Source organism: Sagittula sp. NFXS13 (genome assembly GCF_040148795.1).
In the GTDB taxonomy this organism is placed as follows: Bacteria; Pseudomonadota; Alphaproteobacteria; order Rhodobacterales; family Rhodobacteraceae; genus Sagittula; species Sagittula marina.
In genome coordinates this window covers 1-15,930 of sequence record NZ_JAGEMH010000035.1, presented here as the reverse complement: position 1 = coordinate 15,930, position 15,930 = coordinate 1, and the positions used below count along the sequence as shown (strand labels likewise).

General features: G+C 62.7%; 12 protein-coding genes. 8 read left to right on the top strand and 4 right to left on the bottom strand.

Annotation, left to right across the window (positions count from 1 at the left end):
* Positions 1–220 precede the first annotated feature (220 nt).
* Positions 221–439: a hypothetical protein gene (locus J4E08_RS24150; protein ID WP_349540688.1), complete on the bottom strand. Its 219-nt coding sequence runs from the start codon at positions 437–439 to the stop codon at positions 221–223.
* A 403-nt stretch (positions 440–842) separates the two neighbouring features.
* Between J4E08_RS24150 and J4E08_RS24145 the strand changes: the two genes are divergently transcribed.
* The 5 genes from J4E08_RS24145 (at position 843) to J4E08_RS24125 (ending at position 4,998) form a co-directional block, all read left to right on the top strand.
* The gene (locus tag J4E08_RS24145; protein ID WP_349540687.1) at positions 843–1,844 is read left to right on the top strand and encodes an ABC transporter substrate-binding protein; all 1,002 of its coding nucleotides are present in this window, start codon (positions 843–845) and stop codon (positions 1,842–1,844) included.
* A gap of 68 nt (positions 1,845–1,912) precedes the next feature.
* Positions 1,913–2,695, top strand: a complete 783-nt coding sequence (locus J4E08_RS24140; RefSeq protein WP_349540686.1) for an ABC transporter ATP-binding protein — start codon at positions 1,913–1,915, stop codon at positions 2,693–2,695.
* Positions 2,696–2,774: 79 nt separating this feature from the next.
* Positions 2,775–3,536: an ABC transporter permease gene (locus tag J4E08_RS24135; RefSeq protein WP_183965873.1), complete on the top strand. Its 762-nt coding sequence runs from the start codon at positions 2,775–2,777 to the stop codon at positions 3,534–3,536.
* A 225-nt stretch (positions 3,537–3,761) separates the two neighbouring features.
* Positions 3,762–4,547, top strand: coding sequence for a crotonase/enoyl-CoA hydratase family protein (locus J4E08_RS24130; protein ID WP_349540685.1), 786 nt, complete (start codon positions 3,762–3,764; stop codon positions 4,545–4,547).
* Complete coding sequence (locus tag J4E08_RS24125) at positions 4,540–4,998, top strand: MarR family winged helix-turn-helix transcriptional regulator (RefSeq protein ID WP_349540684.1); 459 nt, start codon at positions 4,540–4,542, stop codon at positions 4,996–4,998. The genes J4E08_RS24130 and J4E08_RS24125 overlap by 8 nt, the downstream gene beginning before the upstream one ends.
* Positions 4,999–5,465: 467 nt before the next feature.
* Here J4E08_RS24125 and J4E08_RS24120 read toward each other — a convergent pair whose 3' ends face one another.
* Positions 5,466–5,684 carry a hypothetical protein gene (locus J4E08_RS24120; RefSeq protein WP_349540683.1) on the bottom strand — a complete coding sequence of 73 codons (219 nt, stop codon included), beginning with the start codon at positions 5,682–5,684 and terminating at the stop codon, positions 5,466–5,468.
* Between the two features lie 6 nt (positions 5,685–5,690).
* Between J4E08_RS24120 and J4E08_RS24115 the strand changes: the two genes are divergently transcribed.
* Together J4E08_RS24115 and J4E08_RS24110 are read left to right on the top strand one after the other, a co-directional pair.
* Positions 5,691–10,196, top strand: a complete 4,506-nt coding sequence (locus tag J4E08_RS24115) for an ExeM/NucH family extracellular endonuclease (protein ID WP_349540682.1) — start codon at positions 5,691–5,693, stop codon at positions 10,194–10,196.
* Between the two features lie 174 nt (positions 10,197–10,370).
* Positions 10,371–11,366, top strand: coding sequence for an aldo/keto reductase (locus tag J4E08_RS24110; RefSeq protein ID WP_349540681.1), 996 nt, complete (start codon positions 10,371–10,373; stop codon positions 11,364–11,366).
* A gap of 68 nt (positions 11,367–11,434) precedes the next feature.
* On the opposite strand, the gene J4E08_RS24105 is transcribed toward J4E08_RS24110, so the two are convergent.
* The gene (locus J4E08_RS24105; RefSeq protein ID WP_349540680.1) at positions 11,435–12,997 is read right to left on the bottom strand and encodes an acyl-CoA dehydrogenase family protein; all 1,563 of its coding nucleotides are present in this window, start codon (positions 12,995–12,997) and stop codon (positions 11,435–11,437) included.
* Complete coding sequence (locus tag J4E08_RS24100; protein ID WP_349540679.1) at positions 12,994–14,829, bottom strand: feruloyl-CoA synthase; 1,836 nt, start codon at positions 14,827–14,829, stop codon at positions 12,994–12,996. The genes J4E08_RS24105 and J4E08_RS24100 overlap by 4 nt, the downstream gene beginning before the upstream one ends.
* 185 nt (positions 14,830–15,014) lie before the next feature.
* Between J4E08_RS24100 and J4E08_RS24095 the strand changes: the two genes are divergently transcribed.
* On the top strand, positions 15,015–15,893 hold the full coding sequence (locus J4E08_RS24095) for an amidohydrolase family protein (RefSeq protein WP_183965887.1): 879 nt from the start codon (positions 15,015–15,017) through the stop codon (positions 15,891–15,893).
* Positions 15,894–15,930: the final 37 nt, after the last annotated feature.

Here is a 15,930-nt window from a genome sequence, read left to right as displayed (position 1 = left end):
ATCCAGATCCGGATGGCAGTCCTGAACCGTTTCACGGCCCTCGGCATCCCGCTCACCGTAGCCATGGGATAAGTGTGTCCGGGGAAAGGGGAAATGCGGTCGTCAGCTGATTTGCGCAACAGCGCCGCTTTGCAGCACCTCTTTGATCCGGACCGCGCGAGCCGCTGAGCGCGTGAAGATTGCATCCAGTCACTGAAAGGACGCCCGCGGGCTCGGGAATTCAGTCGCCGCCTGCAAGCAGGTCGTTGAGCGACGCGAGCAGCGTTTCGGGCAAAGCGACGGTCTCCTGCGCTGGCGTCAGCGCACTATGCAACTCATGTGGCGCTTGGCTGCGACTTCCCCCAAAGTCGCGCTTGCACCGCTTCTTGACGGTTCGCGCGGTCACGCCCAAGCCTTCTGCAATATCCTTCTTTGCATCACCGATGGCCTGAAGGGGCATACGTGCTTTGGTCTTTGTATGGCCCTGACGGTCTATGGATCCAAATTGTCACGCGGGATTCATCACGTGGCTTTCAGGCCCGCTGTCGGCAAAATGCCTTCAGGTGCCGCGACTCCCTCTGCGTTTCAGGGCATTCAAAGCCGACATTCGCCGTCAAATTCCATCACGCGCAAGGCGCCTCTTTTTCGGATAGGTAATTGCTCTGCCGGTTTGAGGGACGCGCAACAGGAGCCTTGTGTCACGGTCTTATCTCGCTAGTGTTCAAATATGCGGCGCAGTCGTCCCAGACTGCCTGCAAAATGAACAAAGCGTGCCGCGCTGGGTCATGTGTCTCGGGCTTCATCTGTCGCAGCCCCAGCGCGCTGACAGAAATGGGCGCGTATAAATCACGGGGAGAAACACCATGCTGCATCGTAGTCTGATCGGCCTCATGGGCATAGCGCTGGCCGCACCTGCCTTTGCTGAAACCGACATGCCTTTTGCGCTGGACTGGAAGTTCGAAGGGCCGGCCGCGCCTTATTTCACGGCAATCGACAAGGGCTTTTTCGCGGACAAGGATCTGACGGTCGAGATCACCGCAGGGCAGGGGTCGCTCGACGCAATTCCCAAGGTCGCCACGGGCGCGTTCCCGGTGGGCTTTGCGGACATCAATTCGCTGATCAAGTTCCTCGACCAGAACCCCGATGCCCCGGTGATCGCCGTCATGATGGTCTACGACAAGCCGCCCTTCGCCATTGTGGGCCGCAAGTCGCTTGGTGTCGAAATGCCCAAGGACCTCGAAGGCAAAGTGCTGGGCGCACCGCCGCCCGATGGCGCATGGGCGCAATTCCCGATCTTTGCCGCTGAGAATGACCTCGATATGGACGCCATCACGGTTGAGCCGGTGGGCTTTCCGACGCGCGAGCCGATGCTGGCCGAGGGCAAAGTCGCCTCGATCACCGGGTTCTCCTTCTCGTCGTTCCTGAACCTCGTGCGCCTTGGTGTGCCGGAGGACGATATTTCCACCATCTTGATGGCGGATCATGGTGTTGACCTTTACGGCAACGCGATCATCGTGAACACGAACTTCGCCGACGAAAACCCCGAGGCTGTGACGGGCTTCCTGGAGGCCATCGCAATGGGGTGGAAAGACGCCATTGCCGATCCCGAAGCGGCCACCGCCAGCCTGGTCGAGCGCAACCCCGCCGCCGACGCGGAGCTGGAGCAGCGCCGCCTGCAACTGGCGATCGACGCAAATGTGGTCACGGATTGGACGCAGGCCAACGGTATGGGTGATATCGACGACGATCGTTTCGCCAATGCGCTGGAGCAGATCAAGCTGACATACGAGTTCCAGAACGAACCGGACGCCAGCGCGTACTTCACGGATGCCTATCTGCCAGAAGGTGGATTTTCGCTGGATTAAGGTTCGGTGAGGTAGACCCATAATATGGCCGGGCGCATCTGCGCGCCCGGTCCCGCTAAGAGGCAGGCATGAACAAACTCATCGAAATCAAGAACGTGCGCCACACCTACCAAACCCAAAACGGGCCGCTGCCGGTGCTGGACGGGCTGAATGTTTCTGTTCCCGAAGGCGGGTTCGCCGCCGTGGTCGGCCCCTCTGGCTGTGGGAAATCCACGCTGACGCGCCTGATCGCGGGGCTGATGAAGCCCGACGAAGGCGAGGTCTGGTTGCACGGGGAACGGGTGAAGGGGCCGCGCTCCACCGTAGGGATGGCCTTTCAGAACCCGGTCCTGCTGGAATGGCGGACGATCTTGCAGAACGTTGTTCTGCCGTTGGAAATCGTGCCGACCAAGCTGAACCGCAAACAACAGGAAGACCGCGCCCGCTATCTGCTATCGCTCGTTGGCCTCGAAGGGTTCGAGGACAAACGCCCCTCGGAGCTTTCCGGCGGGATGCGCCAGCGCGCCTCGCTGTGCCGGGCGCTTGTGCATTCGCCCGACGTGCTGATCCTCGATGAACCCTTCGGCGCGCTGGATGCCTTCACGCGGGAGGACCTCTGGCAGACGATGCACCAGGTGAAGGAAAAGGAGCCGTTTACCGGCGTGCTGATCACACATGACCTGCGCGAGTCGATCTTTCTTGCCGATCAGGTGATCGTGCTGTCGGGTCGCCCTGCCCGCACCCAGTTCCTGCTCGATGTGCCCAACACCGGGCGTCGCACGCTGGACGACCTTTACACGGTTCAGGCGACCGAAATGCTGCACACCCTGCGGCATCAAATCGAAATTGCGCAGGGCCGCGCCGCCGCCTGACAGGCGTCCTGCTTCTCTGCTTTTCCAAGTACTCACTCCCTACCGCACCAGATGCGACCGACATGACGAGACCCCGACCATGCGCCTGAGATCCTTCCTGACCCCCCTGATTGCCGTGGTCGTTTTCCTTGTCCTGTGGGAGGCGCTCGTCTGGGTCATGGGCTGGCCAGATTACAAGATGGCCTCTCCCTCGGACCTCGGTCCGGCCTACACCCGCTACTGGGAGCTGTTCCTCGTGATGGGCTGGCAGACGCTGTGGCGCACCGTTGTGGGGCTGCTGTTGGCCATCGTCGTGGGGGTTATGTTTGGCATGGTCATGGGCTTTTCGCGCACGATGCGGGACGCGCTCTATCCGCTTTTGGTGGGGTTCAACGCGGTGCCCAAGGCGACAGTGGTCCCCATCGTGGCGCTGATGTTCGTGGGCATGCATGACTTCAACACGGTGCTGATCGCTTTCATGATCTCCTTCTTTCCCATTGCCGTGTCGATCTCCATCGGGTTGTCGACGCTGGAGCCGGAGTATCGTGACATCCTGCGGTCTCTCGGCGCGTCACAAACCACGATCTTCTGGAAAATAGCCCTGCCGAAAACCTTGCCGGAGTTCTTCGGAGCGTTGAAGGTGGCCGTCACGCTGGCCTTCATCGGCACCAACCTGATGGAGATCGTCTCCCCCCACGGGCGGGGCCTTGGCGCGCTGTTCGACAGTGGCAAGACCAACTCCGACTATCCGCTGATGTTCGCGGTTCTCATTGCCTTGGCCTTCCTCGGGATCGTTCTTTACTACGTCGTCGTGGCGCTGGAGAAGATCTTTGCCGGCTGGGCAGAGCGTCAGCCCGGGTAAAGGCCCCTTGCTTCCTTGCTTTCCAAACACTTCGGGGGCAGCGCCCCCACTGCACAAAGCAATTTTGGCGAAGCCGCATTTTTTCGCGGGCGCAGCCCGCGCCGGTCGTCCTGCCGCAGGCAGGGCCAAACCCTTCTGTCCGACCTTGGATGCGTTGACACGACTCGACAATATTGTTTACGTGTGAACAAAAGGGCGCCGCAACAGGCCCTGTGGGAGGACATCATGGACATGACAGAAACGCTCGTCACCTACGAGCTGCAAGGCGACGTTGCGCTGATCGGGCTGAACCGCCCTGAAAAGCGCAATGCGATTTCGGACCGTTTCGTCGAAGCGATCCATGACGCCGTGCAGCGCGCCCAGTCGGAGGCCCGTGCCGCGGTGATCTTTGGCCATGGCAAGCACTTCTGCGCTGGTCTCGATCTCGCCGAACATTCCGAAAAGCCGCTGTTCGAGGCGGTCAAAGGTTCGCGCCGGTGGCATGCGGTTTTTGACGGCATCGAACGTGGCCTGATCCCCTTTGTGGCGGCGATCTCTGGCGCGGCCGTGGGGGGCGGGTTTGAACTGGCGGCCTCGGTGCAGGTCCGTGTCGCAGAGGAAACCGCGTTTTTTGCTCTGCCAGAAGGGCAGCGCGGCATTTTCGTCGGCGGCGGCGGCTCGGTGCGGATTTCCCGCCTGATCGGCCCGGCGCGAATGAGTGACATGATGTTGACCGGGCGCGTGCTGAAGGCTTCGGAAGCTGAGGCCTGGGGTGGCGTGTCCTATGTGGTGCCGGACGGCGGCGCGCTGGACAAGGCGGTCGCGCTGGCGCAGCAAATGGCGACCAATGCGGAATTCACCAACTACTCGGTCATCAATGCACTGCCGCGTATCGCGGATATGTCGTCCGAGGACGGGTTGTTCACCGAAGCCATGGTGGCCTCGCTGGCGACCATGACCGACGACGCCAAGGATCGCCTGCGGGCCTTTCTCGACAAGCGCGCGGCCAAGGTGCAGGACCCCAATGCCTGAGGAGAAGGGCGCTCTGGGTTACGGGGTCCTGAGCGACAGCTTTGGCTTTTTGCTGCGGCTGGCGCAGTTGCGCAGCTTTGCCGAATTCTACGCTGACATGGGGCCGGAGGATATCCGACCCGGAGAAATGACCATGCTGTTTGTGCTGGCGGAAAATCCGGGCGTGCGCCAAGGGGTTCTGGCCAAGGCCTTGCAGATCAAGCGCGCCCATATGACCAAGATGGTGCACGGGATGGAGGCCGAGGGCCTGTTGGAACGCACCGTGCCCCAGGACGACAAACGCTCGGTGGAGCTGTGGTTGACCGACATGGGGCGCGCGCGGATCGATACGGTGCGCCCGGTTTTTGTTCGGCACGAGGCACGCGATGTGCCGGGATTGGAAAGCGCCGAGGTGGCGGAGCTGAAGCGGCTCTTGCGGCGTTATGTCGGGATCGACCCCGAGGAAAAATAGGCGATCACGGGGCTCGTCCTGATCGCTGGCGGCGGCATTGGTTGCCCGATGATGGCGCTAATTCTGCACCAGATCGGCGGGCCCGGCCTCGTTTTGAAGAGGCGAAGGTCGAAGCCACTAGGCGTTGGTATCAACCTTCAACCCAACGCGACGTCGGGCTTTTCCAGGGAGACGTTGAACACCGCGCGCCGCGCGTGATTCCCCAAGGGGCGCGACTGCGTGAGCCGTCAGCGTCTGAACGGGTGAAACCGGGTGTGATTGGCGCTCCGGTCTGAAAACCGCATCTTGAACGCTCCTTTTTCCAGCTTTCGCGCCATGTGACTTCGCGTCATGCGGGAACGAATATTTGCCAGCAGGTCAAATTTGTATCTAGCCTGTTACAGATCGTCGCTACCGCGAGGGGCGACAGGTGGGGGTGGTTTCATCATGGGTGCATCGGGTGATCCGATCGCGGCCAAGGGTTGCCGTCATGGCCCTCCGCCGTTTGTAGCGCCAAAAGCTGATGGATTTTGAACATGCCGCTGAAAACGATGAAGACCGCCAACGCTCACTCCAAGGGATTTTTCTCCGATATTTCTGACTGGGGGCAAAGCTTGCTGCTTTTCCGGAAGACAGATTGGAATGATTTTTTCAGCCAGATCAAACTTGGGCTGGCGCAGATCTTCAGCGGCAAACACCATGGTCAAACGACGGTGACCGAGACGTTTGATGCGGATGGCAACCTGATCCGGGTGGAGGAGGTGGACAAGCGTGGGTTGACCACGACAACCACATTTGATGCGGAGACAGGGGCAAAAACCAGCGTCACCGAGACCAAGCGCGACGGGCGCATCATCGAAACGCTCTATGATGCGGAGACCGGGGTCAGAACCTCTGTCACTGTGACGGATGGGGCCGACAACCGGTCATGGGAGACCAAAGAGAAGATTTACGATGATGACGGGCGGCTGGCCCAGTTTACCTATACCTTCGACAATGGCCGCGTGGTGGAGCAGCGTCTGCGCAACATCGATCCGGATGCGGCAGATGACGCGACCAGCACGGCATCCGGTGCAGCGGTTGCCGTGGATGTTCTGGCCAATGATATCGACCGCAACGGCGATGTTCTGGCGGTGGACAGCTTTACCCAAGGGGCGCTGGGCACAGTGACGCTGGACGACAACGGCACGGCGGATACCAGCGACGACCAGTTGATCTACACCGCCAGTGCCGGTGTGGCGGGCACCGACAGCTTTACCTACACGGTCAGCGATGGCGACGGTGGCACCGACACGGCGAAGGTCACTGTGACCGTGACCAACGAGGCGCCGGAGCTGTCGGTCGAGGCGGCAGTCAGCGTCGAGGAAGGCACCACCGAGGTGGCCGCCATGATCGCGGGCACCGACGCCGAAGGCGACACGCTGACCTATTCCATTGCGGGCGGGGCAGATGCGGAACTGTTCACCATCGACGCAAATACCGGGGCGCTGTCATTTGTCGCGGCCCCGGATTTTGACACACCGGCGGATGCGGGTGAGGACAACACTTACGAGGTGGTGATTGGCCTGTCGGACGGGGTGAACCCGACCGTGACCCAGAGCGTGGCCGTGACCGTGACCGAGGCGCCGGTCGTTGGACCAGAACGCGAGACTGTCGCCTTCGATCTGGTGGGCTCTGCCAGCCAGGGGCTGACCAGCTACACCAATTTTGCGCCGACCTTCAGCTCGGCAGGCGATGGGTTCGGCGTGTATCAGGTGGGTGTGTCGGGCTCGATCCCGTTCAGCCTGCTGGACGACAGCGCGGGCGTCTTTGCGAGCGATTCCCTGGGGATCATCGACTCGGCTGCGAACCTGGACGCGTTCTTTGGCGCGACGGATACGGTGAACAGCGACACCACGGGGCCGGTGTCGGCGACCTGGGTGTTCGACATCTCCGGCTATGCCGATCTTGGGCTGAACATCGACTTCGGCGCGATGGGGGACTTTGAAAGCAGCGATACCTTTACCGTCAGCTATTCCATCGACGGTGGCGAGACGCAGGTGGCCTTTGATTTCACCGCCGACGAAGACGACAGCCAGACCTATACGCTGGCGGGCGGCGCGGTTGAGGTGCTGGACGATCCGCTGGTCGAGACGCTGACAGGCACGACCCTGTCGAACATGTTGCAGACCCTGTCCGCCAGCATCGAAGGCAGTGGCAGCGAACTTGCGCTGACCGTGACGGCCGATACCAACGGCGGGTCCGAAGCCTTTGCCATGCAGAACATCACCATCGACGGCGTGGCGCAGTCCGTCACAGGGGTCATCGCCTTTGATATGGTCGACGGGACGAGCCGGAACCTGACCGGCACGGCGACCACGGCGCCGACGTTCAGCAGTCCGGGCGACGGGTTCGGCATCTTTCAGGTAGGGGTGGGCAGCGTGCCCTTCAGCCTGCTGGATGACAGTGCGGGGGTCTTTGCCGCGGACACGCTGGGCATCGTGGACAGCGCGACGAACTTCGGCACGTTCTTCGGTGCGACCGATACGGTGAACAGCGACAACACTGATCCGGTGTCCTACACATGGAGCTTTGACGTGTCCGGCGCGACGGATCTGTCGCTGGCCATCGACGCAGGGGCGATGGGCGATTTTGAAAGCTCGGACGTTTTTTCCATCGCGTACAGCATCGACGGGGCAGAGGCCGTGACCCTGTTCGACTTCACCGCCGATGAGGCGGCGGCGCAAAGCTACACGCTGGCTGGCGGGACAGTGGTGTCGCTGGATGATCCCTTGATTGAGACGACGACGGGCGTGTCCCTGACAAACGTCTTCCAAACGCTGGAAGCGGACCTTGCGGGCACCGGCAGCACGCTGGAGGTGATTGTCACCGCGGACACCAACGGTGGCACCGAAGCGTTTGCGCTGCAAAACCTGCTCATCACGGGCACGACGGTGGGCGGTGGCACGCCGGTTGCCCCGACCTATGCCGTTGCCACCTCTGACACCCAAGGGTTCGAGGGCAGCAGCTTTGCCTTCACGGTGACGCGCTCTGGCGATACGTCGGTTGCGGGCAGCGTGGAGTACACCATTGGTGGCGATGTGGATGCCGACGACATCAGCGGCGCGCTGGCCGGGACGGTGGATTTTGCCGCGGGTCAGACCTCTGCTACGGTCACTGTGAACACGCTGGATGATGACCTCAGCGAGGCGCTCGAGACGCTGAGCCTGACCCTTTCCAATCCGGTGGAAGGCACCATCACGACCGCCAGCGCCAGCGTGTCGGTGCAGGACAACGATACGATCACGCTGATCTCTGCCGTGCAGGGGGCGGGGGACGTGTCCGGTTTCGTCGGGCAGGATGTGACGGTGTCGGCAATCGTCACCTACACTTTCCGGGATGGGTTCTTTGTCCAGGAAGAGGTCACGGACAGCGACGGCAACCCGATCACCTCCGAGGGGATCTTTGTGTTCACCAACAGCTTGCCCAGCGTGTCCTTGGGCGATCTGGTGCAGGTCACCGGCGGCGTCAGTGAGCGGTTCGACCGGACGCAGATCACGGCGACGGATATCGTGACCGTCAGCAGCGGCAATGCGATCCCGGACTATACGTCGATCTCGCTTGATCCGGCCTCGGCCCCGAATTTCGAAAGCCTCGAAGGCATGTTGGTGAGTGTCGACAGCGGGACGTCCGACCCGCTGACACTGATCACCAACTTCAACCTGGACCGCTTTGGCGAATTCTGGGTGTCTGCGGGCGGCCAGACGCAGCCGACGCAGCTTTTTGATGCGCAGACCGAGCTGGCCGAGGTGCAGGCGCTGATGGAGGCGAACGAGAACGCGCGCCTGTTGATCGACGACGGGTCGAGCACGTCCAACCCGACGGAGTTCCAGTACATTCCGAACACCACCGATGGCGACAACGGCAACGGTTATCTGGACGCGGGCGACACGTTCACGGCGGATGGCGCGACCTTCCGGATCGGGACCGAGTTCACCGCGCCGCTCACCGGCGTGATGGATTATGCGTTCTCTGAATATCGTTTGCAGCTTGATGAGATGGTGCAGATCGACGAGAGCACGAATTCTGGCGCGCGTCCGGTCGATGCGCCGGATGTCGGCGGCAACGTGCAGGTGGCGTCGTTCAACGTGTTGAACTTCTTCACCTCCTTGTCGGACGGGGAGGCCAACAACCCGGCGGGACAGGCGCGCGGTGCGGCAAGCGAAGCCGACCTGATGCGTCAGGCAGAGAAGCTGGCCAATGCGATCCTCGACAGCGGAGCCGAAGTGGTCGCCCTGCAGGAGTTGGAAAACAACGGCGCAGAGGCCCTGACCTACCTGCTCAGCGCATTGGAGGGCGAGGCCGTCGAACGCGGTGTCGCGGACCAATACGATTGGAGCGGCGTGGCGACGGACGCGGAGACGTTCTCCGGCCCGTATGGCGACGACGCCATCACCACGGGCGTGATCTACAACGCGGCGGCGGTGGCTTTGAACGACGCGGATTACCACGTCTTTGATGAGCCGTCGGGCGCCGTCACGGCAGAGCTTGCGGGGCTGTCGGCGGATCAGTTCAACCGCCCTGCCATCGGCGCGACCTTCACCCATCTCGACACGGGAGAGACCTTTACCGTGGTGTCCGTGCACTTCAAATCGAAGGGCGACAGCGGGCTGGCCTCGGCGGTATCGGCGGCAGACGCGGCTGTTGCCGCAGGCACAGCGTCGGCGGATCAGATCGCGCTGCTGTCCGATCCCAACGTCGATCAGGGCAATGGTCAGGGCTACTGGAACCAGGTGCGCACCGATGCCGCCGAAGAGCTGATGGCCTGGCTCGAAGGCACCAATGCGGACCCGGCGGACAACTTCCTTGGCACCGGTGTCGAGAACGGTGAATTCCTGATCCTCGGGGATTTCAACGCCTATGCCGAAGAAGATCCGACGCAGGTGTTCTCTGACGATGCGGATTACGTCGATCTGCTGGAATTCTATGTCGGCACGGAAAACGCCTACAGCTATGTGTTTGACGGGCAGGCGGGCGCGCTGGATCAGGCCATTGCCACGGATGATCTGGCGCTGTCGATCACCGGTGCGGCCGAGTGGCACATCAACGCCGCGGAGCCGGATCTGCTGAGCTACAGCAGTGCCTTCAACGACGAGCGCTTTTACAGCGACGATGTATTTGCCGCCTCCGACCACGATCCGGTGATCGTTGGTTTGCAGCTGGAGACGGCTGTCGCCTGAGACTGTCTGGCGTGAGCGCTATGGACCGGTCCCCGCGTGGGGCCGGTTTTCTTATGCTGTGCGGGCATTCCGTCAGCAAAGACGACACGATTGCAGCGTGGCAAGCAGCGGGACACTTTACTTTGCCTGCCTCGCGGATAAGCGTGGCGCCAACACACGACGAAAGGACGCATCATGCTGAAACGCAAGCTGGGGGCCGATGGGCCCGAAGTGTCGGCGCTGGGACTTGGCGGCATGTCATTTTCGAATTTCTACGGCCCGGTGAGCGAGGCGGAGGCACACGCGGTGCTGGACGCGGCGGTGGATGCCGGGGTGAACCATGTGGACACGTCGAACATCTATGGCATGGGCCGGTCAGAGGAGGTCATCGGATCATGGCTGGCCAAGCGCGGTGGCGACAACCCGTTCCGCATTGCGACCAAGGCCGGGATCACCACCGATGCCAACGGGCTGCGCGCCTACGACAACACGTTCGAGCATCTGGCGTCGGAACTGGATGGCAGCCTGGCACGGCTGGGGCTGGAGCAGGTGGATCTGTTCTATGTGCACCGGCGCGACCCGAGGCTGGAGATCGAGGAGGTGGTTGAAAGCCTCGTCGCCTTGCAACAGACCGGCAAAATCAAGGCCTTCGGGTTTTCGGAGATCGCGCCGACCTCGTTGAAACGCGCGGCTGCGGTGGCGCCTGTTGCGGCGGTGCAGTCGGAGTATTCGCTCCAGACGCGCCTGCCGGAACTGGGGCTGATCCAGATGTGTGAGGCGGTGGGCACCTCGCTCGTGGCGTTTTCGTCGGTGGGGCGGGGGCTGCTGACGGATCGCCCACCGCAACCGGGGCAGTTTGCCGAAGGGTCGTTCATGGCGACCAACCCGCGGTTTTCCGGCGGCAACCTGGAACGCAATCTGACAGTGACCGAAGGGCTGCGGGATCTGGCGCGGGATGTAGGGGTGCCCACTGCTGCGCTGGCGATTGCATGGGTGCTGGGCCAGTCCCCGGCGATCCTGACCATTCCGGGCACACGGTCGGTCGATCACTTTGGTGAGCTGGTCACAGGGGCAGAGTCGCTGTTGGACCCGGATCTGCTGATCGAGATCGAAAAGCGCCTGCCGGTGGGCTGGTGTCATGGCGACCGATACGCGGATGCACAGAACGTGGGACCGGAGCGCTACTGCTGAGCGCGGCGCGCCTGCGGGTTTCAGGTGATCCGCCGGGACTGCCCCCGGCGGTTCGGGAACGGGCGACCTCAGGTTGAGAGCGCCAAGTCGACCGTGGCCTCTGCCTGCGCCATGTCGGAGGGGGCAAGCGCGCGCCAAAGGGTGAGCGCCTGTGCCGCGCCGGAGTGATCCGCGATGCGCTGGGCCAGCAGGTCCGCCGTCGCGCACCAGCACGCCCGCAGCATGGCGTCGGCGGCGAGGGCCTGTTGTGAATGTGCGGCGGTCGCAAGCCGTTCGATGAGCGTCTGTATCCGGTCGAACAGGGGCGACGTGCCATACCGGAAAACAATGGCGTTCATCGTGTCCGGGGATTTCAGCAACCGGCGAAAGAGGATGTCCTGCGCCTGCATCCCTGTGGTGCCTTCGTAGATCGTCATTATGCGCGCATCGCGAAAGTGGCGCTCTGCGGGCCATTCGCGGGTGTATCCCGCGCCGCCCAGCACCTGAATGGCGGCATCTGCATTGGCCTGCCCCAATTCGCCGCCGAAGGTCTTGGCCATGGGCAGAAGGAACGGAGCAAGGGTCCGGGCCTGCGGGTCGCCGGCCTGCGCCTGTTGCAGGGTGACGGCGGTTTCCACGAGCAGCGCCGCCAGAATGTGGGTGCGGGCGTCCATCATCATCAGTTGGCGCTGTACGTCCGGATGGTGGATGATTGCGACCGGGGGCTGCGCGGGATGGCCGCCTTGTTTGCGGTCCTCGGCGTAGCTGCGCGCCAGAGTGGCTGTGGTGGCGGCAATCCCGGCCCCTTGCGTGCCGACCTGCAGGCGCATCAGCTCGATCATGTTGAACAGCGCAGGCAGGCCGCGCCCCTCGGTGCCGATCAGCGTGCCTTTGGCGGCGTCAAAACGCACAACGCAGGTGGGGGAGCCATGCAGGCCGAGCTTTTCCTCGATGCGCTCCACGTGGGTGCCGTTCTCCGGCCCGCCTTCGATCAGGAACAGCGACAGGCCCCGCGTGCCGTCCTCAACCGTGCCGGTGCGGGCGAGGCAGAGGTGGCCGATACGCTCTGCCATGTCGTGATCGCCGAAGCTGATCCAGCATTTGGTGCCTGAAATGCGATAGGCGTCGCCGTCGGCCGTGGCCCTGGTGCGGATGCGCCCCACGTCGGAGCCTGCGTCGGGTTCCGAGATACAGATGGTGGCCGCCCATGTGCCGTCGGCCAGTTTCGGGCTCCACTGCGTCGCCAGCTCCGGGGCCGTCGCGGCAAGGCAATGGGCGGCGGCGCGCGTTGATCCCAGCGCCATCATGAAGGGCAGCGCCGCGCCCTCCATCTGCGACGAGGCCGTGACATGCAGCGCCAGCGGCAACCCCATGCCGCCCAGATCCGGCGCAAGGTCCGGGGCGATCCAGCCGTCTTCACCCATTCGGCGAAATGTTTCGGCATAACCTGCCGGGGTTTTGACGCGCCCCTCCTCGATCCGGCAGCCTTCGACATCGGCGCGGGCCGCGAGCGGTTCCAGTTGGGTCCTTGCAAACTTGGCGGCCTCGCTCAGCACGTGCAATGTCGCGGTGTCGTCAAGATCGCTGGCGGCGGCTTGTTCGGCCCAACCCGGCGTGGCGTTGAGGATGCTCAGCAGCGTTTCCGGCGTCATGGATGCACCTTGATGATGCGCGGGTCTTCGGCCCAGAGCGCGTCCACCAGATCGGCGCGGTGGCGCAGGACGGCGCGCTGATTTATGGAGCCCTTGTCGGTCACTTCGCCCTTGTCGAAGTCGAGCGGTACGGCCATGTACATCGCCCGCATCACGCACGACGCGGAGCCGCCAGATGTCTGGGCGGCCGCAGTGAGCCGATCTTGGGTGGCCTTTTGCACAGCGGGGTGGGCCAGCAGCGCCTCACCATCGAGGCTGGCGTCGCCAGCGATCTTGCGCAGGGCGGAATGGTTTGGCACCAAAAGCGCGCCGAGTTCGGTGTGGCCTTCCCCAGCAATCACGCAGTCGGAGGCGAGGCCGCCCATGGCATCGGTCAGCTTGGCCCGCAGCGGCCCGACCGCGACCCATGTGCCGGAGGAGAGTTTGAAATTCTCCGCCAGCCGTCCATCGAACATCAGTCCCTTGGCCGGATCATCGGGATCGGCAAATTTGAACGCGTCGCCAAAGCAATAGAACCCTTCTTCGTCAAAGGCTTCGGCGGTGAGCTCTGTATTCCCCCAGTAGCCGGGCGTGATGGAGGGGCTTTTGATGCGGGCCTCCAGCTTATCGCCCTGGGGCACGAGTTTGATCGTCACCCCGTGGGCGGGCAGGCCGATGTTGCCTGCGGTCTGCTGGCGGGTTGTGTTGATCGTGGCAAAGGGGCCGGTTTCGGTTGAGCCAAAGCCTGTGGTCAGCAACAGGCCGCCCGGCACCATGTCGTTGGCCACATGGGTGATGCGATCCCAGACGTGCTGCCCCATACCTGCGCCAGCGTAGAACAGCATCTGCAACCGCTTGAAGAACGTCTCGCGCAGTTGGTGGTCCGTTTCGAAGGCGTCGAGCAGCATCTGATAGCCGAGCGGCACGTTGAAATACCATGTTGGCGAAACCTGCCTCAGGGTTTCGATGGTCTTGCCGATGGCCTTGGGCGTGGGGCGGCCATCGTCGATATAATAGGTGCCGCCGTTGTAGATCACCATGTTGAAGACCTTGTTGCCGGAGGCCGTGTGGTTCCACGGCGCCCAATCGACCACGACCGGCGGTGTGTCCACCATGAAGGTGAAACACTGCTGGATGATCTGCTGATTGGAGCAGAGCATGTCGTGCGTTTGGGTGACGGCCTTTGGCGATCCCGTGGTGCCGGAGGTGAAGAGGAACTTGGCGACCGTGTCCGGTGTGACGGCGGCGGCGGCGTGCTCTTCCTCAGCGCCGGGAGGGGTGGCGAGCAGCGTGTCGAACGCAATCGTTTCGTGCCCCTCGACCGCGCCAGAGAGGCTGACGACCGGAATATCGCCGCCGAACACCGCGCGGATGGCGGGCGCGAAATCCTCTGCCGCATCTGCAAAAATCACGCCGGGAGACAGCTGGGCCGCGATGTCGCGCAGTTTCAGATAGTCGCCGCCGGAGAGCGCGTAGGCGGGGGCCAGCGCGGCAGAGGGCACGCCCACATGCTGCGCCCCAAGGGCCATGACGGCATGCGCGGTGGAGTTGCCTGACAGGATCAGAACGGGGGTGTCTTCGGTCAGCCCGCGGGCGGACAGCCATTGGCCGACGCTGCGGATTTGCGCCCAGCCTTCGGCGTAGCTCAGACGGTCCCAACCCCCAGCGCCGTCCTTTTGCGCCATCCACGTCTGGTCAGGGGTGGTTTCGGCCCAATGGGCAAACCGGTCTGACAGGCAGCGTGGCCATTCGGCCAGCGGGTCTTTCTGTGCCAGCAGGATGGTGCCGTCGGCGCGACGGTCCACGGTGAGATGCGGCGTCCAAAAGGACACCTCACGCTGAGATGTTGTCATGTTTCCTCCGTCCCGGCGTCCTCCTGCCGGGTCTCCTCGGGACACGTTGACTCAGATTGGAATTTTTGTCTACTAGGAAACAATACGGTTCTGTGTTGCTGCACGGAACGGAACAGACCCGGTCAAGGGGGCTTGGAGGCGGCGCTGGGCCGTGCCACCCTGCGGGTTGCTGAACGGGAGGTTCCATGAACATCGACGATCTTGTCGCCATCGACTTTCACACCCATGCCGAGGAGCCTTGCTGTGGTCCGCGCGACGACGGCTATGGTGATTTCCAGGCTGCCATGGCCAAATATTTCCGCAACCCGGCCGGGGCGGACGGGATGCTGCCCAGCGTACAGCAAACCGCCGATTATTTCCGCGAGCGCAAAATCGGCGCGGTGATCTTTCCGGTGGATGCGGAGCGCGAAACCGGGTTTCGCCGCTACTCCAACGAGGAAGTGGCGCAGATCGCGGCGGAAAACGACGACATCCTGATTCCCTTTGCCAGTATTGATCCGCATAAAGGCAAGGCTGGCGCGCGTGAGGCGCGGCGACTGGTCCGCGAGTTCGGCGTGAAAGGGTTCAAGTTCCATCCGACCATGCAGGGGTTTTTCCCCAACGACCGCGAAGCGGCATACGCCATCTATGAGGCAATCGCCGAAGAAGGTGCGATCATGCTGTTTCACACCGGACAGACCGGTGTCGGGTCAGGCATGCGCGGTGGGATGGGGATGCGGCTGAAGTATTCCAACCCCATGTACATTGACGATGTGGCCGTGGATTTTCCCGACACGCCGATTGTCATGGCGCATCCGTCATTCCCCTGGACCGAAGAGGGGCTGGCCGTCGCGCAGCATAAGCCCAACGTCTATCACGACATGTCGGGCTGGTCGCCGAAGTATTTCCCGCCGCTTTTTGTGAAATACGCAAACTCGATCCTGAAGCACAAGATGCTGTTTGGATCGGACTGGCCGGCGATCACACCGGACCGCTGGTTGAAGGATTTCGAGGAGATCGGCATCAAGGACGAGGTGAAGCCGCTGATCCTGAAAGAGAACGCGCGGCGTATCCTGAAGATGTGAGTTTCGCCTCGATTTCGCGAGGCGACCGTCTGGGGGG

Excerpts from the sequence above, each read along its gene's own strand:
- J4E08_RS24150 (WP_349540688.1), bottom strand. The coding sequence starts at position 439 with ATGCCCCTTCAGGCCATCGGTGATGCAAAGAAGGATATTGCAGAAGGC.
- J4E08_RS24145 (WP_349540687.1), top strand. The coding sequence starts at position 843 with ATGCTGCATCGTAGTCTGATCGGCCTCATGGGCATAGCGCTGGCCGCA.
- J4E08_RS24140 (WP_349540686.1), top strand. The coding sequence starts at position 1,913 with ATGAACAAACTCATCGAAATCAAGAACGTGCGCCACACCTACCAAACC.
- J4E08_RS24135 (WP_183965873.1), top strand. The coding sequence starts at position 2,775 with ATGCGCCTGAGATCCTTCCTGACCCCCCTGATTGCCGTGGTCGTTTTC.
- J4E08_RS24130 (WP_349540685.1), top strand. The coding sequence starts at position 3,762 with ATGGACATGACAGAAACGCTCGTCACCTACGAGCTGCAAGGCGACGTT.
- J4E08_RS24125 (WP_349540684.1), top strand. The coding sequence starts at position 4,540 with ATGCCTGAGGAGAAGGGCGCTCTGGGTTACGGGGTCCTGAGCGACAGC.
- J4E08_RS24110 (WP_349540681.1), top strand. The coding sequence starts at position 10,371 with ATGCTGAAACGCAAGCTGGGGGCCGATGGGCCCGAAGTGTCGGCGCTG.
- J4E08_RS24105 (WP_349540680.1), bottom strand. The coding sequence starts at position 12,997 with ATGACGCCGGAAACGCTGCTGAGCATCCTCAACGCCACGCCGGGTTGG.
- J4E08_RS24100 (WP_349540679.1), bottom strand. The coding sequence starts at position 14,829 with ATGACAACATCTCAGCGTGAGGTGTCCTTTTGGACGCCGCATCTCACC.
- J4E08_RS24095 (WP_183965887.1), top strand. The coding sequence starts at position 15,015 with ATGAACATCGACGATCTTGTCGCCATCGACTTTCACACCCATGCCGAG.